At 69.4% G+C, this 17,235-nt stretch carries 15 protein-coding genes; 11 read left to right on the top strand and 4 right to left on the bottom strand.

Features of this window, described 5'->3' with window-relative positions; all coding sequences use genetic code 11:
• Positions 1-39 precede the first annotated feature (39 nt).
• Together ACWDSJ_RS30325 and ACWDSJ_RS30320 are read left to right on the top strand one after the other, a co-directional pair.
• Entirely contained in the window at positions 40-777 is a 738-nt protein-coding gene (locus ACWDSJ_RS30325) for an ABC transporter permease (protein ID WP_450036000.1), read from the top strand.
• A 79-nt stretch (positions 778-856) separates the two neighbouring features.
• Positions 857-1,957: an ABC transporter substrate-binding protein gene (locus ACWDSJ_RS30320; RefSeq protein ID WP_387359328.1), complete on the top strand. Its 1,101-nt coding sequence runs from the start codon at positions 857-859 to the stop codon at positions 1,955-1,957.
• A 16-nt stretch (positions 1,958-1,973) separates the two neighbouring features.
• Here the strand turns inward: ACWDSJ_RS30320 and ACWDSJ_RS30315 are convergent, their stop codons facing one another.
• Both ACWDSJ_RS30315 and ACWDSJ_RS30310 read right to left on the bottom strand, forming a co-directional pair.
• Positions 1,974-2,957, bottom strand: a complete 984-nt coding sequence (locus ACWDSJ_RS30315; RefSeq protein WP_450035939.1) for an XdhC family protein — start codon at positions 2,955-2,957, stop codon at positions 1,974-1,976.
• Between the two features lie 15 nt (positions 2,958-2,972).
• Positions 2,973-3,587, bottom strand: a complete 615-nt coding sequence (locus ACWDSJ_RS30310) for a nucleotidyltransferase family protein (protein WP_450035937.1) — start codon at positions 3,585-3,587, stop codon at positions 2,973-2,975.
• 78 nt (positions 3,588-3,665) lie between these two features.
• Here ACWDSJ_RS30310 and uraD point away from each other — a divergent pair, with 78 nt between their 5' ends.
• The 4 genes from uraD to ACWDSJ_RS30290 all read left to right on the top strand — a co-directional run bounded on the left by uraD (position 3,666) and on the right by ACWDSJ_RS30290 (position 8,079).
• On the top strand, positions 3,666-4,181 hold the full coding sequence (gene uraD, locus ACWDSJ_RS30305; RefSeq protein WP_450035935.1) for a 2-oxo-4-hydroxy-4-carboxy-5-ureidoimidazoline decarboxylase: 516 nt from the start codon (positions 3,666-3,668) through the stop codon (positions 4,179-4,181).
• Complete coding sequence (gene uraH / locus ACWDSJ_RS30300) at positions 4,178-4,498, top strand: hydroxyisourate hydrolase (RefSeq protein ID WP_450035934.1); 321 nt, start codon at positions 4,178-4,180, stop codon at positions 4,496-4,498. The genes uraD and uraH overlap by 4 nt, the downstream gene beginning before the upstream one ends.
• 72 nt (positions 4,499-4,570) lie before the next feature.
• A complete protein-coding gene (locus ACWDSJ_RS30295) occupies positions 4,571-5,383 on the top strand; it encodes an FAD binding domain-containing protein (RefSeq protein WP_450035932.1) in 813 nt (270 codons plus the stop codon).
• Positions 5,380-8,079: a molybdopterin-dependent oxidoreductase gene (locus ACWDSJ_RS30290; protein ID WP_450035931.1), complete on the top strand. Its 2,700-nt coding sequence runs from the start codon at positions 5,380-5,382 to the stop codon at positions 8,077-8,079. Before ACWDSJ_RS30295 ends, ACWDSJ_RS30290 begins: the two co-directional genes overlap by 4 nt.
• Here ACWDSJ_RS30290 and ACWDSJ_RS30285 read toward each other — a convergent pair.
• On the bottom strand, positions 8,001-9,137 hold the full coding sequence (locus ACWDSJ_RS30285; protein WP_450035930.1) for a lipase family protein: 1,137 nt from the start codon (positions 9,135-9,137) through the stop codon (positions 8,001-8,003). The two genes, ACWDSJ_RS30290 and ACWDSJ_RS30285, sit on opposite strands and share 79 nt — an antisense overlap.
• Before the next feature lie 408 nt (positions 9,138-9,545).
• Here ACWDSJ_RS30285 and aceA point away from each other — a divergent pair, with 408 nt between their 5' ends.
• The 5 genes from aceA (at position 9,546) to ACWDSJ_RS30260 (ending at position 16,631) form a co-directional block, all read left to right on the top strand.
• Positions 9,546-10,832, top strand: a complete 1,287-nt coding sequence (gene aceA, locus ACWDSJ_RS30280; RefSeq protein ID WP_387359344.1) for an isocitrate lyase — start codon at positions 9,546-9,548, stop codon at positions 10,830-10,832.
• A 320-nt stretch (positions 10,833-11,152) separates the two neighbouring features.
• Positions 11,153-12,022: a 3-hydroxybutyryl-CoA dehydrogenase gene (locus ACWDSJ_RS30275; RefSeq protein ID WP_387359346.1), complete on the top strand. Its 870-nt coding sequence runs from the start codon at positions 11,153-11,155 to the stop codon at positions 12,020-12,022.
• Between the two features lie 117 nt (positions 12,023-12,139).
• Positions 12,140-14,443, top strand: coding sequence for a 5-methyltetrahydropteroyltriglutamate--homocysteine S-methyltransferase (metE, locus tag ACWDSJ_RS30270; protein WP_387359348.1), 2,304 nt, complete (start codon positions 12,140-12,142; stop codon positions 14,441-14,443).
• A 148-nt stretch (positions 14,444-14,591) separates the two neighbouring features.
• Positions 14,592-15,461 carry an esterase/lipase family protein gene (locus ACWDSJ_RS30265; protein ID WP_450035927.1) on the top strand — a complete coding sequence of 290 codons (870 nt, stop codon included), beginning with the start codon at positions 14,592-14,594 and terminating at the stop codon, positions 15,459-15,461.
• Between the two features lie 84 nt (positions 15,462-15,545).
• Positions 15,546-16,631, top strand: a complete 1,086-nt coding sequence (locus ACWDSJ_RS30260) for an epoxide hydrolase family protein (RefSeq protein WP_450035925.1) — start codon at positions 15,546-15,548, stop codon at positions 16,629-16,631.
• Positions 16,632-16,638: 7 nt separating this feature from the next.
• Here ACWDSJ_RS30260 and ACWDSJ_RS30255 read toward each other — a convergent pair whose 3' ends face one another.
• Positions 16,639-17,196: a TetR/AcrR family transcriptional regulator gene (locus ACWDSJ_RS30255; protein ID WP_387359354.1), complete on the bottom strand. Its 558-nt coding sequence runs from the start codon at positions 17,194-17,196 to the stop codon at positions 16,639-16,641.
• Between the last annotated feature and the right edge of the window lie 39 nt (positions 17,197-17,235).

Raw genomic sequence — 17,235 nt, 5'->3', positions numbered from 1 at the left:
CGGCGGATCGGGAAATTCCTTTTCCCCCTTGCCATTTCGATGATCCTCATGGTCGTCATCTGGTACGCGTTCCTCGCGGCCTTCCCGCAGGTGGGTCCGCGGGTCGGGAAGACGCCCACCGATGTGTGGACCTATCTGTCCGGCAGCGACAGCGCGCGGACCGCGATCGTGTCCGATCTCCAGCTCACCCTGCGCGACGCGGCGATCGGGTTCGGGGTGGGGATGCTGGCCGCGCTGGTCATGGCGGCGCTGTTCGTGACGCTGCCCGCGGTCGAGCAGTCGTTCCTGCCGGTGGCGATGCTGCTGCGGTCGGTGCCGCTGGTGGCGTTGACGCCGATCATCGTGCTGGTGTTCGGGCGCGGGCTGGTCGGGGTGACGGTGCTGGCCGCGATCGTGGTGTTCTTCCCGGCGCTGGTGATGATCTCGACCGGGCTGCGGTCGGCGTCGGCGCAGGCGATGGAACTCGTTGCGGCCTACGGCGGTTCGCGATGGACGCGGCTGCGCCTGGTGGCGGTTCCGGCGGCGCTGCCGTCGGTGTTCGCCGCCGCCCGGATCTCGGTGCCGGGCGCGCTCATCGGGGCGCTGCTGGGCGAGTGGCTGGGCAGCGGAGCGGGCTTGGGCGCCAGCCTGATCCGCGCGATCCCCACCTTCCAGTACAACAAGCTGTGGGCCTCGATCGCCGTGGTCACGGTGGTGTCGGTGCTGCTGTACGCGATCGTGGGCGTGGTCGAGAACGTGGTGCTGGCCCGGTTCGGACCCGACGCCGGGCGCGGCTGAGCGGCGAAGTTAACCTGTCGCACACATTCGATCCGGCGAAAGCAAAGAAAACGCAATCGAGACGCCCTAGATTTCCGACATGACTCGCGTGACAGGCCCCTCGTCGGCCCGGAAGCCTTCCCTGGACCGACGGTCCTTCCTTCGTTACTCGGCGTTGTCGGGGCTCGTGCTCGGCGGGGCGGGCGTGCTCGCGGCCTGCGGCAAGGACTCGTCCTCGGGGAACGCCAACGGCTCCACGCCCGACGGCTCCAAATACGGCACGGTCGCCGTGCAACTGTCCTGGCTGAAGAACATCGAATTCGCGGGCGAGTACTTCGCCGACAGCAAGGGCTACTTCCGCGACGCCGGGTTCGGGCACGTGAACCTCGTGGCGGGCGGCGCGGCCAGCACCTCGGTGGAGGCCGGGCTCGACACCGGCAAGATCTGGCTGGGCATGTCCGCGCCGCAGACCACCGCGCCCGCGGTGCTGGGCGGCCTGCCCGCGAAGATCATCGGCACCACCTATCAGAAGAACCCGTTCTGCATCGTCAGCTCCGCCGCCAAACCGATCACCTCCCCGATCGAGATGCGCGGCCGCAAGATCGGCGTGCAGGACACCAATCAGCTCATCTTCGAGGCGCTGCTCACGGCGAACAATATGACGCCCAAGGACGTTCAGATCGTGCCCGCGCAGTTCGATCCCACCCCGCTGGCCAACGGCGAGGTCGACGGCTGGGTCAGCTATGTGACCAACGAGCCGATCACGCTGGCGGCCAAGGGTTTTCAGACCGCGCACTTCCTGTTCGCCGACTACGGCCTGCCGCTGACCGCCGAGACGCTGACCGTGCGGCAGCAGACCATCGACTCCGAGCGCGACAAGCTGAAGGCGTTCCTGGCCGCGGAGATCAAGGGCTGGAAGGACGCGGTCGCGAATCCGGCCGAGGGCGCGCGGCTCGCGGTCGAGGTCTACGGCAAGGACCAGCGTCTGGATCTGGCCGAGCAGACCCAGGAGGCGAAGGCGCAGAACGATCTGGTGGTCTCCGACGACACCAAGGCCAATGGGCTGTTCCTGATGAGCGACAAGCTCATCGCCCAGAACATCGAGGCGCTCGGCAAGGCCAAGATCGCCATCAAGGCCGAGCAACTGTTCGACATGTCGGTGCTCAAGGAACTGTTCGCCGCGCAGCCGGAGCTGAAATAGGCTCCGCCGCAACGGTTTACGAGACGGGTACGGCCGCCCGCGCCCGGGCCCGCGCCGCGACGAGTTCGGCGGCGACGGCGATGGCGGTCTCCATCGGCGTGCGCGCCCCGATGTCGAGTCCGGCGGGGGCGTGCAGGCGGGCCAGGGTGGCCTCGTCGAAACCGCCCGCCTGCAACGCCTCCACCCGGTTGGCGTGCGCGCCGCGCGAGCCCAGCGCGCCGAGGTAGCCGAACTCCGGTAGTCGCAACGCGACCGTCAGCAGCGGGATCTCGAACTTCGGATCCTGCGACACCACGACCAGGGCCGTATCCGCGGTGATCTCGCCCGCGGCGGCCTGGGCGTTGAGGTAGCGGTGCGGCCAGTCCACCACCACCTCCGCGCCGGGGAAGGTCGCGGTGGCGGCGAAGGTCTCGCGGGCGTCGCAGACGGTGACGCGGTAACCGAGCAACCGGCCCTGCACGGCGAGGGCGGCCCCGAAGGGGTTGGCGCCGAAGATGATCAGCCGCGGCGGCGCGGTGTAGGAGGACACGAAGATGTCCGACTCCGGCAGCGACACCATCTCGGTGTTGTGCCGGCGGTCGGTGACCAGATGCTGGCCGATCACCTCCGGGTCCGCGTGCCACACCACGGTGAACACCGTGACCGGTTTGTAGGCGGCGATATCGGCTGCGACGGAGGCGAATTCGGGAAAGTGGCCGCGCGAGAACGGTTCCACGAACACGTCCATGGTGCCGCAGTCGGCGCTCACCTCGAGTCCGGTCTGCGCGTCGAAGCGGCGCAGTTCGCGGCGGCCGGTGCGGGCGGCGTCGAGCGCGGCCTCGTAGACGGCCTTCTCGTAGCAGCCGTCGGACACCGAACCGTGCACCCCGCCGTCGGGGTCCACCAGCATCGTCGAACCCACCGGCAGCGGCGAGGGTCCGAAGGTGCGCACCAAGGTCGCCAGGCCCCCCGTCCGGCCACTGTTCCACACCCGCAAGAGGTCATCGACGATGTCGCGCATCACACTGCTCCCGGCTCAGCGTGCGGGGGTGGGCGGGTAGTCGTGGTCTCGACCCGTCGCCAAATCGTCGCACGTGACGGCCACGATATCGCCTCTTTCGGACAGAAAGGAGCGAGCGCCCGAATTTCCTTGCGCAGTTTCCACGACCGCTGCCCAATGTTCATGAGATAGCACAACCGGATGGCCGGGTTGGTTGTGAAATATCGCGCGCGCCAAGCCCGTTGGCGCGTCGCGGGCCGCCGCGAGCACCCGCGCGACGACGTCGGCGCCCACGTCCGGGGTATCGATCGGGAGCACGGCGACGCGGTCCACCGGCGCGCCCGCGAGGGCCCGCAGACCGGTGCGCAGCGAGGCGCCGACGCCGACCGCCCAGTCGGCGGCCCAGACCGCTTGCGCGCCCGCCGGAATCGCGATCCGGGGCGCGGCGCAGACCAGCAGCTCGCCGGAGTCGGCGGGCCGTGCGGGGCCGGTCGCGCCGAGCACCACCAGCACCGGATCGCAGCCGCCGCCGCGCAACGCCGCGACCGCCCCGCGCAACCAGGCCCCGTTCTCGGCCAGCACCTTCGGGCGGCCGTAGCGGGTACCGGCGCCCGCGGCGAGCAGCAGGCCCGCGCAGCGTCCGTCGTCCATGGCCGCGAGGGTAGCCCGCGGTGGTGATCTTCGCCGTCCGACTGGCATCCGGGCAGCGGGTCGTCGATGCTGGGGACGGTGACCACCGATCCGATCGATCTGAGCGCGTTCGACGCGCTGCCCGACTCCGAGGCCGTCGCGCTGCTGCTGAGTTGCTGCACGTCACCGGCCTGGGCGCGGGAGGTGGCGGCGGGTCGGCCGTACACCACGATCGAGGAGGTGCTCGCGGCGGCGGACCGGGCGCTCGCGGGCGTCTCGGAGGAGGAACTGGATCGGGCGCTGGGCGGGCATCCGCGCATCGGCGCGACCACCTCGCATCCGTCCTCGGCGCGCGAGCAGGCCGCCGTCGCGAGCGCGGGCGACGAGGTGCGCGCGGCGCTGGCCGCGTGGAATCGGGAGTACGAGGCCCGCTTCGGGCACGTCTATCTCGTGCGCGCGGCGGGCCGTTCGGCCGGGGAACTGCTCGATATCCTCATGAAACGCCTGCACAACGATCCGCGCACCGAACGCGCGGTGGTGCGACGCGAACTGGCCGAGATCAATCGAATCCGGTTGCGGCGGTTGCTGCGCGATCCCGCGGAGGAGGCCCGATGACCACGCTGAGCACGCATGTTCTGGACGCGGTGCGCGGGGCGCCCGCGGCGGGGATCGCGGTCACGCTGTTCGCCGCGGACGGGACGGCGCTGGGCGCGGCGACCACCGACGCCGACGGCCGCGTCGCGGATCTGGGCGCGACCCTGACCGCGGGCACGTATCGGCTGCGCTTCGATACCGCGGCCTATTTCGCGGCGCGCGGGCAGGAGACGTTCTATCCCGAGGTGACCATCGCGTTCGGCGTCGGCGCGAGCGGGCATTATCACGTTCCGCTGCTGTTGTCGCCGTTCGCGTACTCGACCTATCGCGGCAGCTGAAATAGCGTCGACATCCGCGCGCAATCCCGAACTCCTAGCCTGGAAACGGCTCCGGGTGAAAGCAGGTGTGGCGTGGATCTGGATACGATTCGGGAATTGGTGGTGGCCCGGGATCGCAATGATCTGCGGGGGCTGACCGAGCGCAGCGCGGTGCTCGCGGGCGGGACGTGGCTGTTCTCGGAACCGCAGGAGGGGCTCGAGCGGCTCGTCGACATCACCGCGTTGGGCTGGCCCGCGCTGGTCCCGGGCGACGCGGGGCTGGAGATCGCGGCGACCTGCACGCTGGCCGAATTCGAGGCGGCGGTGCGGGCGGAGTGGCCCGCGACCGCGGTGTTCCCGTGGGCGTGCCGGGCACTGCTGGCCTCGCACAAGATTCGGCGGACGGCGACGGTCGGCGGAAATGTCTGTCTCGCATTGCCCGCCGGAGCGGTGCTCGCGGCGCTCGTCGCGATGGACGCCACGATATTGATCTGGGGCGCGGCGGAACGGGAAATGCCGGTGCGCGAATTCGTGCTCGGTCCCGGGAAAACCGTGCTGCGTTCCGGAGAGGTCGTGCGTTCCTTTCACATCGATGTTTCGAAATTGACCTCGCGCACGGCATTTCGCAAGATCGCCCGGGCGCCGCTGGGGCGCTCCGGATCGGTGGTCATCGGTCGGCTCGACGGCGACGGGCGGTGCGCGGTGACGGTCAGCGCGGCGACGGTACGACCGGTGGTGCTCGAATTCGCGGCGCTGCCCGGGGCGGACGAATTCACCACGGCCGTCGCGGGTCTCGACGCGGAGGTGTGGTTCGACGATCCGCACGGCAGCCCGGCCTGGCGGCGGCATGTCTCGGCGGTGCTGGGGCGCGAGGTGCTGGCGGAACTGCGGGAGGTGGGCCGGTGAAGTTCGAGGTGGACGGCGTCGCGATCGAGATCCGGCCCCGGCCCGGTCAGTGCCTGCGGACGCTGCTGCGCGAGCACGGGCGGTTCGCGGTCAAGAAGGGCTGCGATGCGGGGGACTGCGGCGCCTGCACGGTGCTCGTGGACGGGCAGGCCGTGCACTCGTGTGTCTTTCCCGCACACCGGGTTTCGGGCCGTTCGGTCACTACGGCCGCGGGGCTCGGCACGGTCGACGATCCGCATCCGGTGCAGCGGCGGTTCGTCACCGCGGGCGGGTTCCAGTGCGGGTTCTGTACGGCCGGAATGGTGGTCACGGCGTGCGATCGCGGCGCGAAACCCGAGGAGCTGCCGGAACTGTTGAAGGGAAATCTGTGCCGCTGCACCGGATATCGCGCGATCGGGGAGGCGCTCACCGACAGCGCGTCGGAGTCGGCGACCGTCACCCCGGTCGGGGTGCGGGTGGTCACCGGGACCGAGCCGTTCACCATGGATTTCGCGCCGTCCGAGGGTGACGCGGCACCGCCGTCGGCGCCGCTGCATCTCGCGGTGCTGACCAGTCCGCATCCGCACGCCCGGATCGTCTCGATCGATACCGCCGCGGCCGAGGCGATTCCGGGGGTGCGGGCGGTGCTGACCCACGCCGACAGCCCCGGCGTGGCCTACTCCACCGCCCGGCACGAGCAGCGCACGGACGATCCCGACGACACCGTGGTGCTCGATCGCGTCGTGCGGTTCGCCGGACAACGGGTGGCGGCCGTGGTCGCCGATTCGCTCGAGATCGCGCGGGCGGGATGCCGGGCGCTGCGGGTGGAGTACCGGCCGCTGCCCGCGGTCTTCGAACCGGCCGCCGCGCTCGCGCCGGACGCGCCGAAACTGCATGGGGACAAACCGGATTCGGCGCGCATCGCGGATCGGGAGCGCAATGTGGTGGCGGAGGTGCACGGGCGGTTCGGCGATGTGGAGGCCGGGATCGCGGCCGCCGCAGCGGTGGTGCGCGGGGTGTGGCACACGCCGCGGGCGCAGCACGTACATCTGGAGACACACGGCAGCGTGGGGTGGCTCGACGCGAGCGGTCGGCTGGTGATCCGCACCAGCACGCAGGTGCCGTTCCTGGTTCGGGACGAACTGTGTCATCTCTTCGGGCTGCCGCGCGAACGGGTCCGTGTTCTCGCCGCGCGGGCGGGCGGCGGGTTCGGGGCGAAACAGGAGATGCTCTCGGAAGACCTTGTGGCCCTGGCGGTCCTGCGGACCGGTCGGCCGGTGGCCTACGAGTTCACCCGCGCCGACGAGTTCACCTCCGCGACCTGCCGGCATCCCATGCGGATCGAGGTGACCGCCGCGGCGGACGCGTCGGGTCGGCTCACGGCCCTGGCGGTCGACGTGCTCGCCGACGCGGGCGCGTACGGAAACCACAGCGGCGGTGTCCTGTTCCACGGGGTGAACGAGTCGGTGGCGCTGTACCGCTGCCCGAACAAGCGGGTCGACGGGCGGGCGGTGTACACCAACAATGTGCCCTCGGGGGCGTTCCGCGGCTACGGCCTCGGGCAGGTCGGCTTCGGCATCGAATCGGCGCTCGATGAGCTGGCGCGGCGAATCGGGTTGAGTCCCTTCGAATTTCGACGCCGCAATGTGATCGTTCCCGGGGACGCGCTGATCGGCGGGCCCTGCGCCGAGGACGACGATCTGGAGATCGGCAGCTACGGCCTGGACCAGTGCCTGGATCTCGCCGAGCGGGCGCTGGCCCGCGACCGCGGCCGCGACCGTCCGGAGGCGGGCTGGCGGGTCGGGGAGGGGATGGCCGCGGCCATGATCGCCACCGTTCCGCCGCGCGGACATCACGCCACGGCCGAGGCGGAGCTGCTGGCCGACGGGTCGTTCGAAATCCGGGTGGGCACAGCCGAATTCGGGAATGGGACCACCACCGTCCATGCCCGGCTCGCGGCGGCCGCGCTGGGGGTGGAGCCGACCCGGATCCGCGTCCGGCACGCCGATACCGATCTCGTCCGGCACGACACCGGTGCGTTCGGTTCGACCGGGATCGTGGTGGCGGGCCGGGTCGTGTACGCGGCCTGCGTCCGGTTGCGGGAGCTGATCGACGGCCGCGCCGGGGCGCTGGGCACCGCCGACGCGCGAAAGTTGTTGTCCGCCGGGCCGTTACGCGCGAGCGCCGACTACGACGGCGGGCAGCGGTCGGTCGCCTTCGATGTGCAGGCGTTCCGGGTCGCGGTGCATCCCGAGACCGGGCGGGTGCGGGTGCTGCGCTCGGTGCACGCCGCCGACGCGGGAACCGTCCTCGACGAACGGCAGTGCCGCGGGCAGGTGGAGGGTGGGGTGGCGCAGGCCCTCGGCGGCGCGCTGTACGAGGACATGCGCGTGGAGAACGGCGTCGTGGTCACGAAAACGTTGCGGCACTACCACATTCCGCGCTACTCCGATGTGCCGCGCACGGAGGTGTACTTCGCCGACACCGCCGACGCGTTCGGGCCGCTGGGCGCCAAGTCGATGAGCGAATCGCCCTACAATCCGGTCGCCCCCGCCCTGGCCAACGCCGTGCGCGACGCCGTCGGCGTGCGGCCGTACGCGTTACCGCTCACGGCCGACCGCCTCTGGGCACTGTTGCGTCAGGCGAACAGCGCGCGCACGAACGGCACCGAATCGGCCAGCGAGCCGTTCACCGCGCCGTTGTGGTCCGTCGGATAGGTGCGGACGGTGACCGGTTCGCGGTTGGCCTGGAGGGTGGCCGCGAACCGCAGCGTCTCCGGGGTGACCGTATCGGTGTCGAACAGGCCCTGGCCCAGGAACAGCGGCCGGTCGTAGCCCGTTTCGGGGAGGCCCAGGTAGCGGTACAGCAGCCCGTGCATGTCGGGGACCTCGGTCAGCGGGCGGGCCATCAGCGTGCCGAGCACGACATTGTTCGCGACCATCTCCGCGCCCAGCGGTTCCACGCACTCGTGCCGGGCCCGCTCCACCCAGTAGCGGCCCGCGTCGGTCAGGAACGAGTCGACGTCCAGTTCGGGGTAGGTCGCGGCCAGGCCGTTGAGGAAGTACACCGTGTAGGCGCTGAGGTTGGGGGACAGGCGAACCGGCGGAACGCCCGGGCCCAGGGCCACGAGCACGTCCTCGATGTAGGCGGGGGTGCCGGTGGCCACCGCGCCGCGGTAGTCCAGCTCCGGGCCGCCGAATTCGGTGGCGCGGCGCGCGGTGGCGACGGCCGCGCCGCCGCCCTGGGACTGGCCGATGACCACCCACTTGTTCGACAGCGTCGGGTAGTGGTCCTTCGCGGCGCGCACCGCGTCCACGATGTTGTGCGCCTCGACCGTGCCGTTCAGATATGGATGCTCGCCCGGTGTGCCGAGTCCGGCGTAGTCGGCGGCCACGATGGCGTAGCCCTGCCGCAGCCAGGTGCCGAGGTAGTTCCAGTCGCGGTTCACCTCGGCGGGTCCGGCCACGCTGTAGGCGCAGTCGGCGCTCAGGCCGACGGTGCCGTGCGCCCACGCGACGATCGGCCAGCCGCCCGCGGGCGGTTCGCCGGGTGGGAAGTAGACCGCGGCGCTGGCGACCGTCGGCCGGTCGCCGACCGTGGTGGTCGAGTACAGGATGCGTTCGGCGTCCACGGAACCCGGGAGGGTCGCCGCGGGCGCGAGCGGTTCGGTCCGTTGTACCGCCCCGAGAGGGGGTTCGGCCCGGGCGGGCGAGACGTCGAACAGGCTCGCCGCGGCGGCGAGCGTCAGCGCGACGGCGATCCACACACTTCGCATGGTCTTCCTTTCCGGCTGGGTCCCCCGGGTACCGGACAGTCTGTCAGGAGCCGTTGGAGTGGTGTGGCACACAGCGCCGCGGCGCACCCGTGCTGTGAAAGTCGTCACACGCGGCGTGGCGTGTGGTCCGGGGGCGCGAGTGGTAGTCGTCACTCAAACAGTACGAGCGTTACGCTAAACCGCAGGTCAGCCCTACGCGTGAGTAGATTTCGTCCGTGCTATTAACTCGCAAATTTTGCAGGATTAGCAGAGAACCGGACAAAGCTAGCGGAGATTCGCATTAGCAACAGGTAGACGGCACTTTTTGGTTGTGCCATCGTGTGAAAGTACACCCGATGGGCCTAGCAAGCCTGCAAATTGCCGCTCCAGCAGATGGGGCACCAGACGAACTGAGAAGTGGAGTCAGAGATGTCGAAGACCGGCACCCCGAGGACCGCTGCTGAAATCCAGAAGGACTGGGACACCAACCCTCGCTGGAAGGGCGTCTCCCGGAACTACACCGCCGAGCAGGTCGCCAAGCTGCAGGGCACCGTGGTCGAGGAGCAGACCCTCGCCCGCCGTGGCGCGGAGATCCTGTGGGAGCAGGTCAACAACGAGCCCTACATCAACGCCCTCGGCGCCCTCACGGGCAATATGGCCGTGCAGCAGGTGCGCGCCGGCCTGAAGGCCATCTACCTGTCCGGTTGGCAGGTCGCCGGTGACGCGAACCTCTCCGGCCACACCTACCCCGACCAGTCGCTGTACCCGGCCAACTCGGTTCCGGCCGTGGTCCGCCGGATCAACAACGCGCTGCTGCGCGCCGACGAGATCGCCAAGGTCGAGGGCGACAACTCCGTCGACAACTGGCTGGTGCCGATCGTCGCCGACGGCGAGGCCGGTTTCGGTGGCGCGCTGAACGTCTACGAGCTCCAGAAGGCCATGATCGCCGCCGGCGCCGCGGGCACCCACTGGGAGGACCAGCTGGCCTCGGAGAAGAAGTGTGGCCACCTGGGCGGCAAGGTCCTGATCCCGACCTCGCAGCACATCCGCACCCTGAACTCCGCGCGTCTGGCCGCCGACGTGGCCGACACCCCGACCGTGGTCATCGCGCGCACCGACGCCGAGGCCGCCACCCTGATCACCTCCGATGTGGACGAGCGCGACCAGCCGTTCATCACCGGTGAGCGGACCGCCGAGGGCTTCTACCACGTCAAGAACGGCATCGAGCCCTGCATCGCGCGGGCCAAGGCGTACGCGCCCTTCGCCGACCTGATCTGGATGGAGACCGGCACCCCGGACCTCGAGCTGGCCCGCAAGTTCGCCGAGTCGGTCAAGAGCGAGTTCCCCGACCAGCTGCTGGCCTACAACTGCTCGCCGTCCTTCAACTGGAAGAAGCACCTGGACGACGCGACCATCGCGAAGTTCCAGAAGGAGCTCGGCGCGATGGGCTTCAAGTTCCAGTTCATCACCCTGGCGGGCTTCCACGCGCTCAACTACTCGATGTTCGACCTGGCCTACGGCTACGCCCGCGAGGGTATGACCGCCTACGTCGACCTGCAGGAGCGCGAGTTCGCGGCCGAGGAGCGCGGCTACACCGCCACCAAGCACCAGCGCGAGGTGGGTGCCGGCTACTTCGACACCATCGCGACCACGGTCGACCCGAACACCTCGACCGCCGCGCTGAAGGGTTCCACCGAAGAGGGCCAGTTCCACTGAGGTGGCGCATGAGTTCCACCGAAGCGGACGAGTTCCACTGAGGTGGCGTGAGAGTTCCACCGAAGTGGACCAGTTCCACCGAGGTGGCGCATGAGCCGGAGCCCGGTCCGCATCACCCGGGCTCCGGCCTTCCCGGGGCGTGAAAACGCCTCGGACACAAGCCAACAGCCGTCCACATAGGGCGCACATCGGCCCTTCCCGCTGAACAGCCCCGGCGGGAAGGGCATCCCTATAACGTTTCCCGTCGAGGGCGCGAGGTTCTACGAGAGCCGATACCGTCCCTACCGACAATCACCGACAGCAGACCACAGGAGCGGGACGTGAGCAGCGAGAAGATTCAACGCGTCGGTGTCATCGGCGCCGGACAGATGGGTGCCGGAATCGCGGAGGTGTGCGCGCGGGCGCACGTCGACGTGCTCGTGTTCGAGCAGACGCGGGAACTGGCCGCCGCCGGTCGCGCCCGCATCCTGCGGTCGCTGGATCGCGGCGTGTCCTCGGGCAAGATCACCGAGCGGGAGCGCGAACAGGCCGCCTGGCGGCTGCGCTTCACCTCCGATCTCGGCGACTTCGCCGACCGCCAGCTGGTGGTCGAGGCGGTCGTGGAGAACGAGGAGGTCAAGACCTCGATCTTCGCCGAGCTCGACAAGGTCGTCACCGATCCCGACGCCGTGCTGGCCTCCAACACCTCCTCCATCCCGATCATGAAGGTCGCCGTCTCCACCACCCAGCCCGAGCGGGTCGTGGGCATGCACTTCTTCAATCCGGTTCCGGTGCTGCCGCTGGTCGAGCTCGTGACCACGCTCAAGACCAGCGAGGCCGTCTCCAAGCGCGCCGAGGCGTTCGCCTCCGACGTGCTGGGCAAGCAGGTCGTGCGGTCGGCCGACCGCTCCGGCTTCGTCGTGAACGCGCTGCTGGTGCCGTATCTGCTGTCGGCCATCCGCATGGTCGAATCCGGCTTCGCCACCAAGGAGGACGTGGACAAGGCCATGGTGCTCGGCTGCGCCCACCCCATGGGCCCGCTGGCGCTCACCGATCTGGTCGGCCTCGACACGGTCAAGTCCATCGCCGACTCCATGTACGCGGAGTTCAAGGAGCCCTTGTACTCCGCGCCGCCGCTGCTCATGCGCATGGTCGAGGCCGGGCTGCTGGGGAAGAAGACCGGGGCCGGGTTCTACCAGTACGGGAAGTGACGTCGTCCCGCGGTCGCGGCCTGGGGGCCGCAACCGCGGGAACGGGAAAGAAATGATGGGCCGGGCATAGGCTGCGAGGGATCGGGCCGAACCGGCGGCTCGGAAGGAGTTCCGCTCATGGTCAATGTCACCGACGGCTTCGGATCGAGCATCCTCGGGTATCCGCGGATCGGCCCGCACCGGGAACTCAAGCGCGCGCTGGACGGGTACTGGCACGGGAGCGTGTCCCGGGAGGAGCTGCTGCGGGTCGGGCGGGAGATCCAGGACAGTCAGTTCGCCGAGCTGCACGCGGCGGGGCTGACGCAGGTGCCGGGGAACACCTTCTCCTTCTACGATCACATCCTCGACAACGCGCTGCTGTTCGGCGCGGTCCCCAAGCGGTTCGAGCCGTATCGAGAAGGCTTGCACCCCTTGGACTTCTACTTCCTCATGGCCCGCGGCCGCCCGGATCTGCCGCCGCTCGAGCTGGTGCGGCTGTTCGGCACGAACTATCACTACCGGCAGCCGGAGCTGGACGCCGACACCGAGTTCTCGCTGCATCCCGAGGCGCTGCTGGAGGAATTCGATCGCGCCAAGGAGCGCGGCATCGAACTGCGCCCGGTGGTGCTCGGGCCGCTGTCGCTGCTGCTGCTGTCCAAGGCGGGGCAGGTGCCCGGCGAGGACGAATTCGATCGATTGTCGTTGCTGGACAAGCTGCTTCCGGTCTACGAGCAGTTGTTCGAGATCCTGGCCAAGCGCGGATCCACCTGTGTGCAACTCGACGAACCCTGCTTCACCAGTGAGCGCACGCCCGCGGAGCTGGCCGCGTTCGAGCTTGCGTACCAACGACTTTCGACCGCGCCGCTGCGCCCGCGCATCCTCGTCACGGGGCAGTACGGCGATTTCGGTGAGGCCGTGCGCATTCTGGCGCAGACCGCGGTGGAGGCGATCGGACTGGACCTGTCCAGCTATCGCATGCATCCCGAGGAACTGGCCGAGATCCCCGGCATCCGGCGCAAGCGCCTGTACGCGGGCGTCATCAGCGGAACCAATGTGTGGCGCGCGGACCGCTACGTCACGCTGACCTACCTCAACGAGCTGGCGAAGGTCTGCCCCGACCTGATCGTGTCCACCGGCACCACGCTGCTGCACGTGCCCTACGACCTGCTCGTCGAATACGACCTCGAGGGTCCGGTCGCCGACCGCCTCGCCTTCGCCAAACAGAAGGTGCTCGAGGTGGTCTCGCTGGCCAAGGCGCTCACCGAGGGCCCGTCGGAGAACTGGCGCAAGCGGCCCAGCGAGGTGCACTTCAAGCAGAAACACGCGGTGCGCCAACGGGTTTACGCGATCACGCCGGAGATGCGCGAGCGCGAACCGTACGAGGTGCGCCGAGAGGCCCAGCGGCAGAAGCTGAATCTGCCCGTGGTGCCCGCGACCACCCTCGGCTCCTTCCCGCAGACCGCGGGCGCCCGGCAGGCGCGCTACGACCTGGGCGAGGGCCGGCTGTCCTTCGACGACTACCGCAAGCGCATCGAGGCCGAGATCGAGGCGACCATCCGCCTGCAGGAGGACATCGGCCTGGACGTGCTGGTGCACGGCGAGCACGAGCGCAACGACATGGTGCAGTACTTCGCCGAACTCCTCGACGGCTTCGCCACCACCCACTTCGGCTGGGTGCAGGTGTACGGCTCGCGCTGCGTGCGCCCGCCGATCCTCTACGGCGACGTCGCGCGGCGCGAACCGATGACCGTCGACTGGATCACCTACGCCCAGTCGCTGACCGACAAACCGGTGAAAGGCATTGTCACCGGGCCGGTCACGATGGTCGCGCGCTCGTTCGTGCGGCAGGACCAGCCGCTGTACGAGACGGCCGATCAGGTGGCGCTGGCCATCCGCGACGAGCTGGCCGATCTGGAGAAGGCCGGCGTCGCCATCATCCAGGTCGACGAGCCCGCCGTGCGCGAACTGCTGCCGTTGCGGCCCACCGGACGGCCGGAGTACCTGCGCTGGGCGGTCAACGCATTCCGGTTGGCCACCTCGGGCGTGCGGCCGGAGACCCAGATCCACACCCACATCGCCTACTCCAGCCGCGCCGAAATCGTCCGTGCCATCGAGGAACTCGACGCCGACGTGACCGCGATCGTCGCGAGCCGCTCGATCGAATGGGTGCTCAAGGCGCTCGCCGAGGACGCCGAGGAGGGCCACGGCCTGTCCCACGGCGTCGGCCCGGGCGTCTACGAGAGCCGGTCGGCGCGCATCCCCGACATCGACGAACTCGACGCGGCCCTCACGGCAGCGGCGGCGGCCGTCACGCCGGAACGGTTGTGGGCCAATCCGGACGGCGGTCTGAAGACCCGGCACTACTGGCAGCTGGAACCGTCGCTGCGGAACATGGTCGCGGCGGCCCGGCGCGTGCGGCGTCGAGCGGAATCCGCGGACTAGATTCCACGACGTTCCCGGGCGCTGCCTGCGCGGTTTCGGGAGGGGTCGGGCCTAGCATCGGCTAACGAAGCGTTACTTCTCTTCGGTAGGGAAGGGACAGTCGATGCGGGCGCTGGCGGTTTACCTTGTCTCCCTCTGTTGTTGCACGGTGTTCGGGATCGGAGCGGCGGCGGCCGATCCGGTCGAGGCGATGGAACATCCGGCCGACGGAAGTTCCTCGCCGCCGGGGGCTAACGACTGGCAATGCGTACCCGCGGCCGCGCATCCGGATCCGGTCGTCCTGGTGCACGGCACCTGGGACAACCAGAACGCCTGGGATGTGCTCGCGCCGGACCTGCGCGCGGCCGGGTACTGCGTCTACTCGCTGAACTACGGCCGCGACACCTCCAGCGTCTGGGGTGTGCGGCCCGGCGTGTACGGCACGGGCGATATGCGCGCGTCGGCCCGGGAACTCGCCGCGTTCGTGGAAAGGGTTCGGGCGGCGACGAATTCGGCCCGGGTCGATATCGTGGCGCATTCGCAGGGCGGTGTGGTCACGCGGCAGTATCTGCGCTTCGAGGGCGGTGCGGATCCGGCCGATCCGTCCCGCAACAAGGTCGGGGACGTGGTGATGATCGCCGCGACCAATCACGGCACCACCGCGCTGGACATGGGCCGGCTCGTGCATCTGGGCAGTTCCGACGGGCCCGCGGACCGCATGGTGGGCGCGGTGCTCGGCACGGCCGCGGCGCAACAGGTTGTCGGCAGCGAATTCCTGAAGCGGCTCAACGCGGGCGGCGACACCGAGGCCGGGATCCGCTACACCGTCATCGCGACCCGCGTGGACCAGGTCACCACGCCGCCGGAGTCGGCGTTCCTGCGGCCCGGTCCGGCGTCGCGGGTGGAGAACCTGTGGGTGCAGTCGTTCTGCCCGGCGGATACCTCCGGACACGGCTCGCTGCCCCGATCGCCCACGGTCATCCGGCTGGTGAAGCACGCGCTCGATCCCGCGTTCGGGGAGCTGACCTGCGCGACGTGAAGGCCGAACTCGGCTATTGAAACGGAATGATCTGTTCTGTTAGAGTCTGAACAGAACGAAGCATTCCGTTTCAAGGAGATCGATATGACCGCCATCCGCCCCTTCCGCATCGAGATCCCCCAGGCCGATCTGGACGACCTCCGCGACCGCCTGGACCGCACCCGCTGGGCCGACCAGATCCCCGGCTCGGGAGACACCTACGGCGTCGGCGTCGATCGGGTCCGGCATCTGGTCGACCTGTGGCGCGACGGATTCGACTGGCGGGCCGTGGAGGCGCGGCTGAACGCCTACCCGCAGTTCGTCACCGAGATCGACGGGCAGGACATCCACTTCCTGCATGTGCGCTCGCCGCGGGAGGACGCCTTCCCGCTCGTGCTGACCCACGGCTGGCCGGGCACGTTCGTGGAGTTCCTCGGCGTGATCGAACCGCTGACCCGGGCCGGATACCACCTGGTGATCCCGTCGGTGCCCGGCTACGCGTTCTCCGGGCCGACCCGGGAGGCGGGCTGGAACGACCAGCGCATCGCGGGGGCCTGGGCCGAGCTCATGGCGCGGCTCGGGTACGAGCGCTACGGCGCGGTCGGCAACGACGGCGGCGCGCAGATCTCCCCCGAACTCGGCCGGGTCGCCCCGGAACACGTTGTGGCGGTGCAGGTTTCGCAGGTGTACTCGTTCCCCTCGGGCGATCCGGCCGAACTGACCGACCTGACCGAGGACGAGCGGCGGTCGCTGGCGACGCTGGACTGGTTCGTGAAGAACAAGATGGGTTTCAACATCCTGCAGTCCCAGCAGCCGCAGACGCTCGCGCACGCGCTCATGGACTCCCCGGCGGGCCTGGTCGGCTGGAACGCGCAGCTGCTCGGCCCCGATCTGGACGACGAGTTCGTGCTGACCAATATCGCCCTGCACTGGTTCTCCGGCAGCGCGGGCTCGGCGATCCGGCACTACTTCGAGAAGGCCGCCGCCGCACGGCCGACCGAACCGACGACGGTTCCGCTGTCCCTGGTCGGATCGAACGGCGACTTCCACGGCATCCGGCGCTTCGCCGAGCGCGATCACGCGAATATCGTCGAGTGGAAGACCCACGACGTGTTCACCCACTATCTGCACCACGCCGCGCCGGAGCTGATGGCGACCGAGATCGCCGAATTCTTCGCCGGATACCGGTGATTCGGGCCTAACCGTCCAGCGCGTGGGCGAGGGTGCGCAGGCCGGTGACGATGGTGCTCGCCGTCGGCGCCCCGGCGGGCGCGAGCAGCCACTGGATGAGCAGGCCGTCGAGCAGGGTGAGCAGGACCGCGCCGAGGGCGTCGTCGGCGCGATCGCCGGGAACGAGCATGCGGGCCAGGGATTGGCGGGCCAGCTCCTGTTTGGCCGCCATCTCGTCGCGGACCTCCCCGGAATGCAGTGCCTGCGCGAGGCTTTCGATATTCGCCGCCCACAGCGCGCGGTCCTCGGTGAAGGTCTTGATCAACTGTTGCAGGAACGCCTGCAACCGGGCCGAGGGCCGGTCCTCGGCGGTGTCGCCGAAGGTGTCGAGGATGTGCTGGACCGCGTCGGTCGTCGATTCGATCATCGCCTGCTCGAGCAGGGCGTCGCGGGTGCCGAAGTGGTAGTTGATCGCGGCCAGATTGCTCCCGGAGCGGAAGACGATGTCGCGCACCGTGGTCCGCGCGTAGCCGCGTTCGGCGAGGCACTCCTTTGCCGCGGACAGGAGATCGTCACGAGTTCCCACGTCAGCAGGGTAGCAAGCGGTGGCTGACGAACGTTTCAT

Source organism: Nocardia sp. NPDC003482, assembly GCF_053588115.1.
Note: the sequence above shows the minus strand (reverse complement) of the source record. Positions and strands in the feature narration are given on the sequence as shown.

What these genes read in the sequence shown, in the direction of transcription:
- ACWDSJ_RS30325 (WP_450036000.1), top strand. Translation starts at nt 40, where the DNA reads ATGATCCTCATGGTCGTCATCTGGTACGCGTTCCTCGCGGCCTTCCCG.
- ACWDSJ_RS30320 (WP_387359328.1), top strand. Translation starts at nt 857, where the DNA reads ATGACTCGCGTGACAGGCCCCTCGTCGGCCCGGAAGCCTTCCCTGGAC.
- ACWDSJ_RS30315 (WP_450035939.1), bottom strand. Translation starts at nt 2,957, where the DNA reads ATGCGCGACATCGTCGATGACCTCTTGCGGGTGTGGAACAGTGGCCGG.
- ACWDSJ_RS30310 (WP_450035937.1), bottom strand. Translation starts at nt 3,587, where the DNA reads ATGGACGACGGACGCTGCGCGGGCCTGCTGCTCGCCGCGGGCGCCGGT.
- uraH (WP_450035934.1), top strand. Translation starts at nt 4,178, where the DNA reads ATGACCACGCTGAGCACGCATGTTCTGGACGCGGTGCGCGGGGCGCCC.
- ACWDSJ_RS30285 (WP_450035930.1), bottom strand. Translation starts at nt 9,137, where the DNA reads ATGCGAAGTGTGTGGATCGCCGTCGCGCTGACGCTCGCCGCCGCGGCG.
- aceA (WP_387359344.1), top strand. Translation starts at nt 9,546, where the DNA reads ATGTCGAAGACCGGCACCCCGAGGACCGCTGCTGAAATCCAGAAGGAC.
- metE (WP_387359348.1), top strand. Translation starts at nt 12,140, where the DNA reads ATGGTCAATGTCACCGACGGCTTCGGATCGAGCATCCTCGGGTATCCG.
- ACWDSJ_RS30260 (WP_450035925.1), top strand. Translation starts at nt 15,546, where the DNA reads ATGACCGCCATCCGCCCCTTCCGCATCGAGATCCCCCAGGCCGATCTG.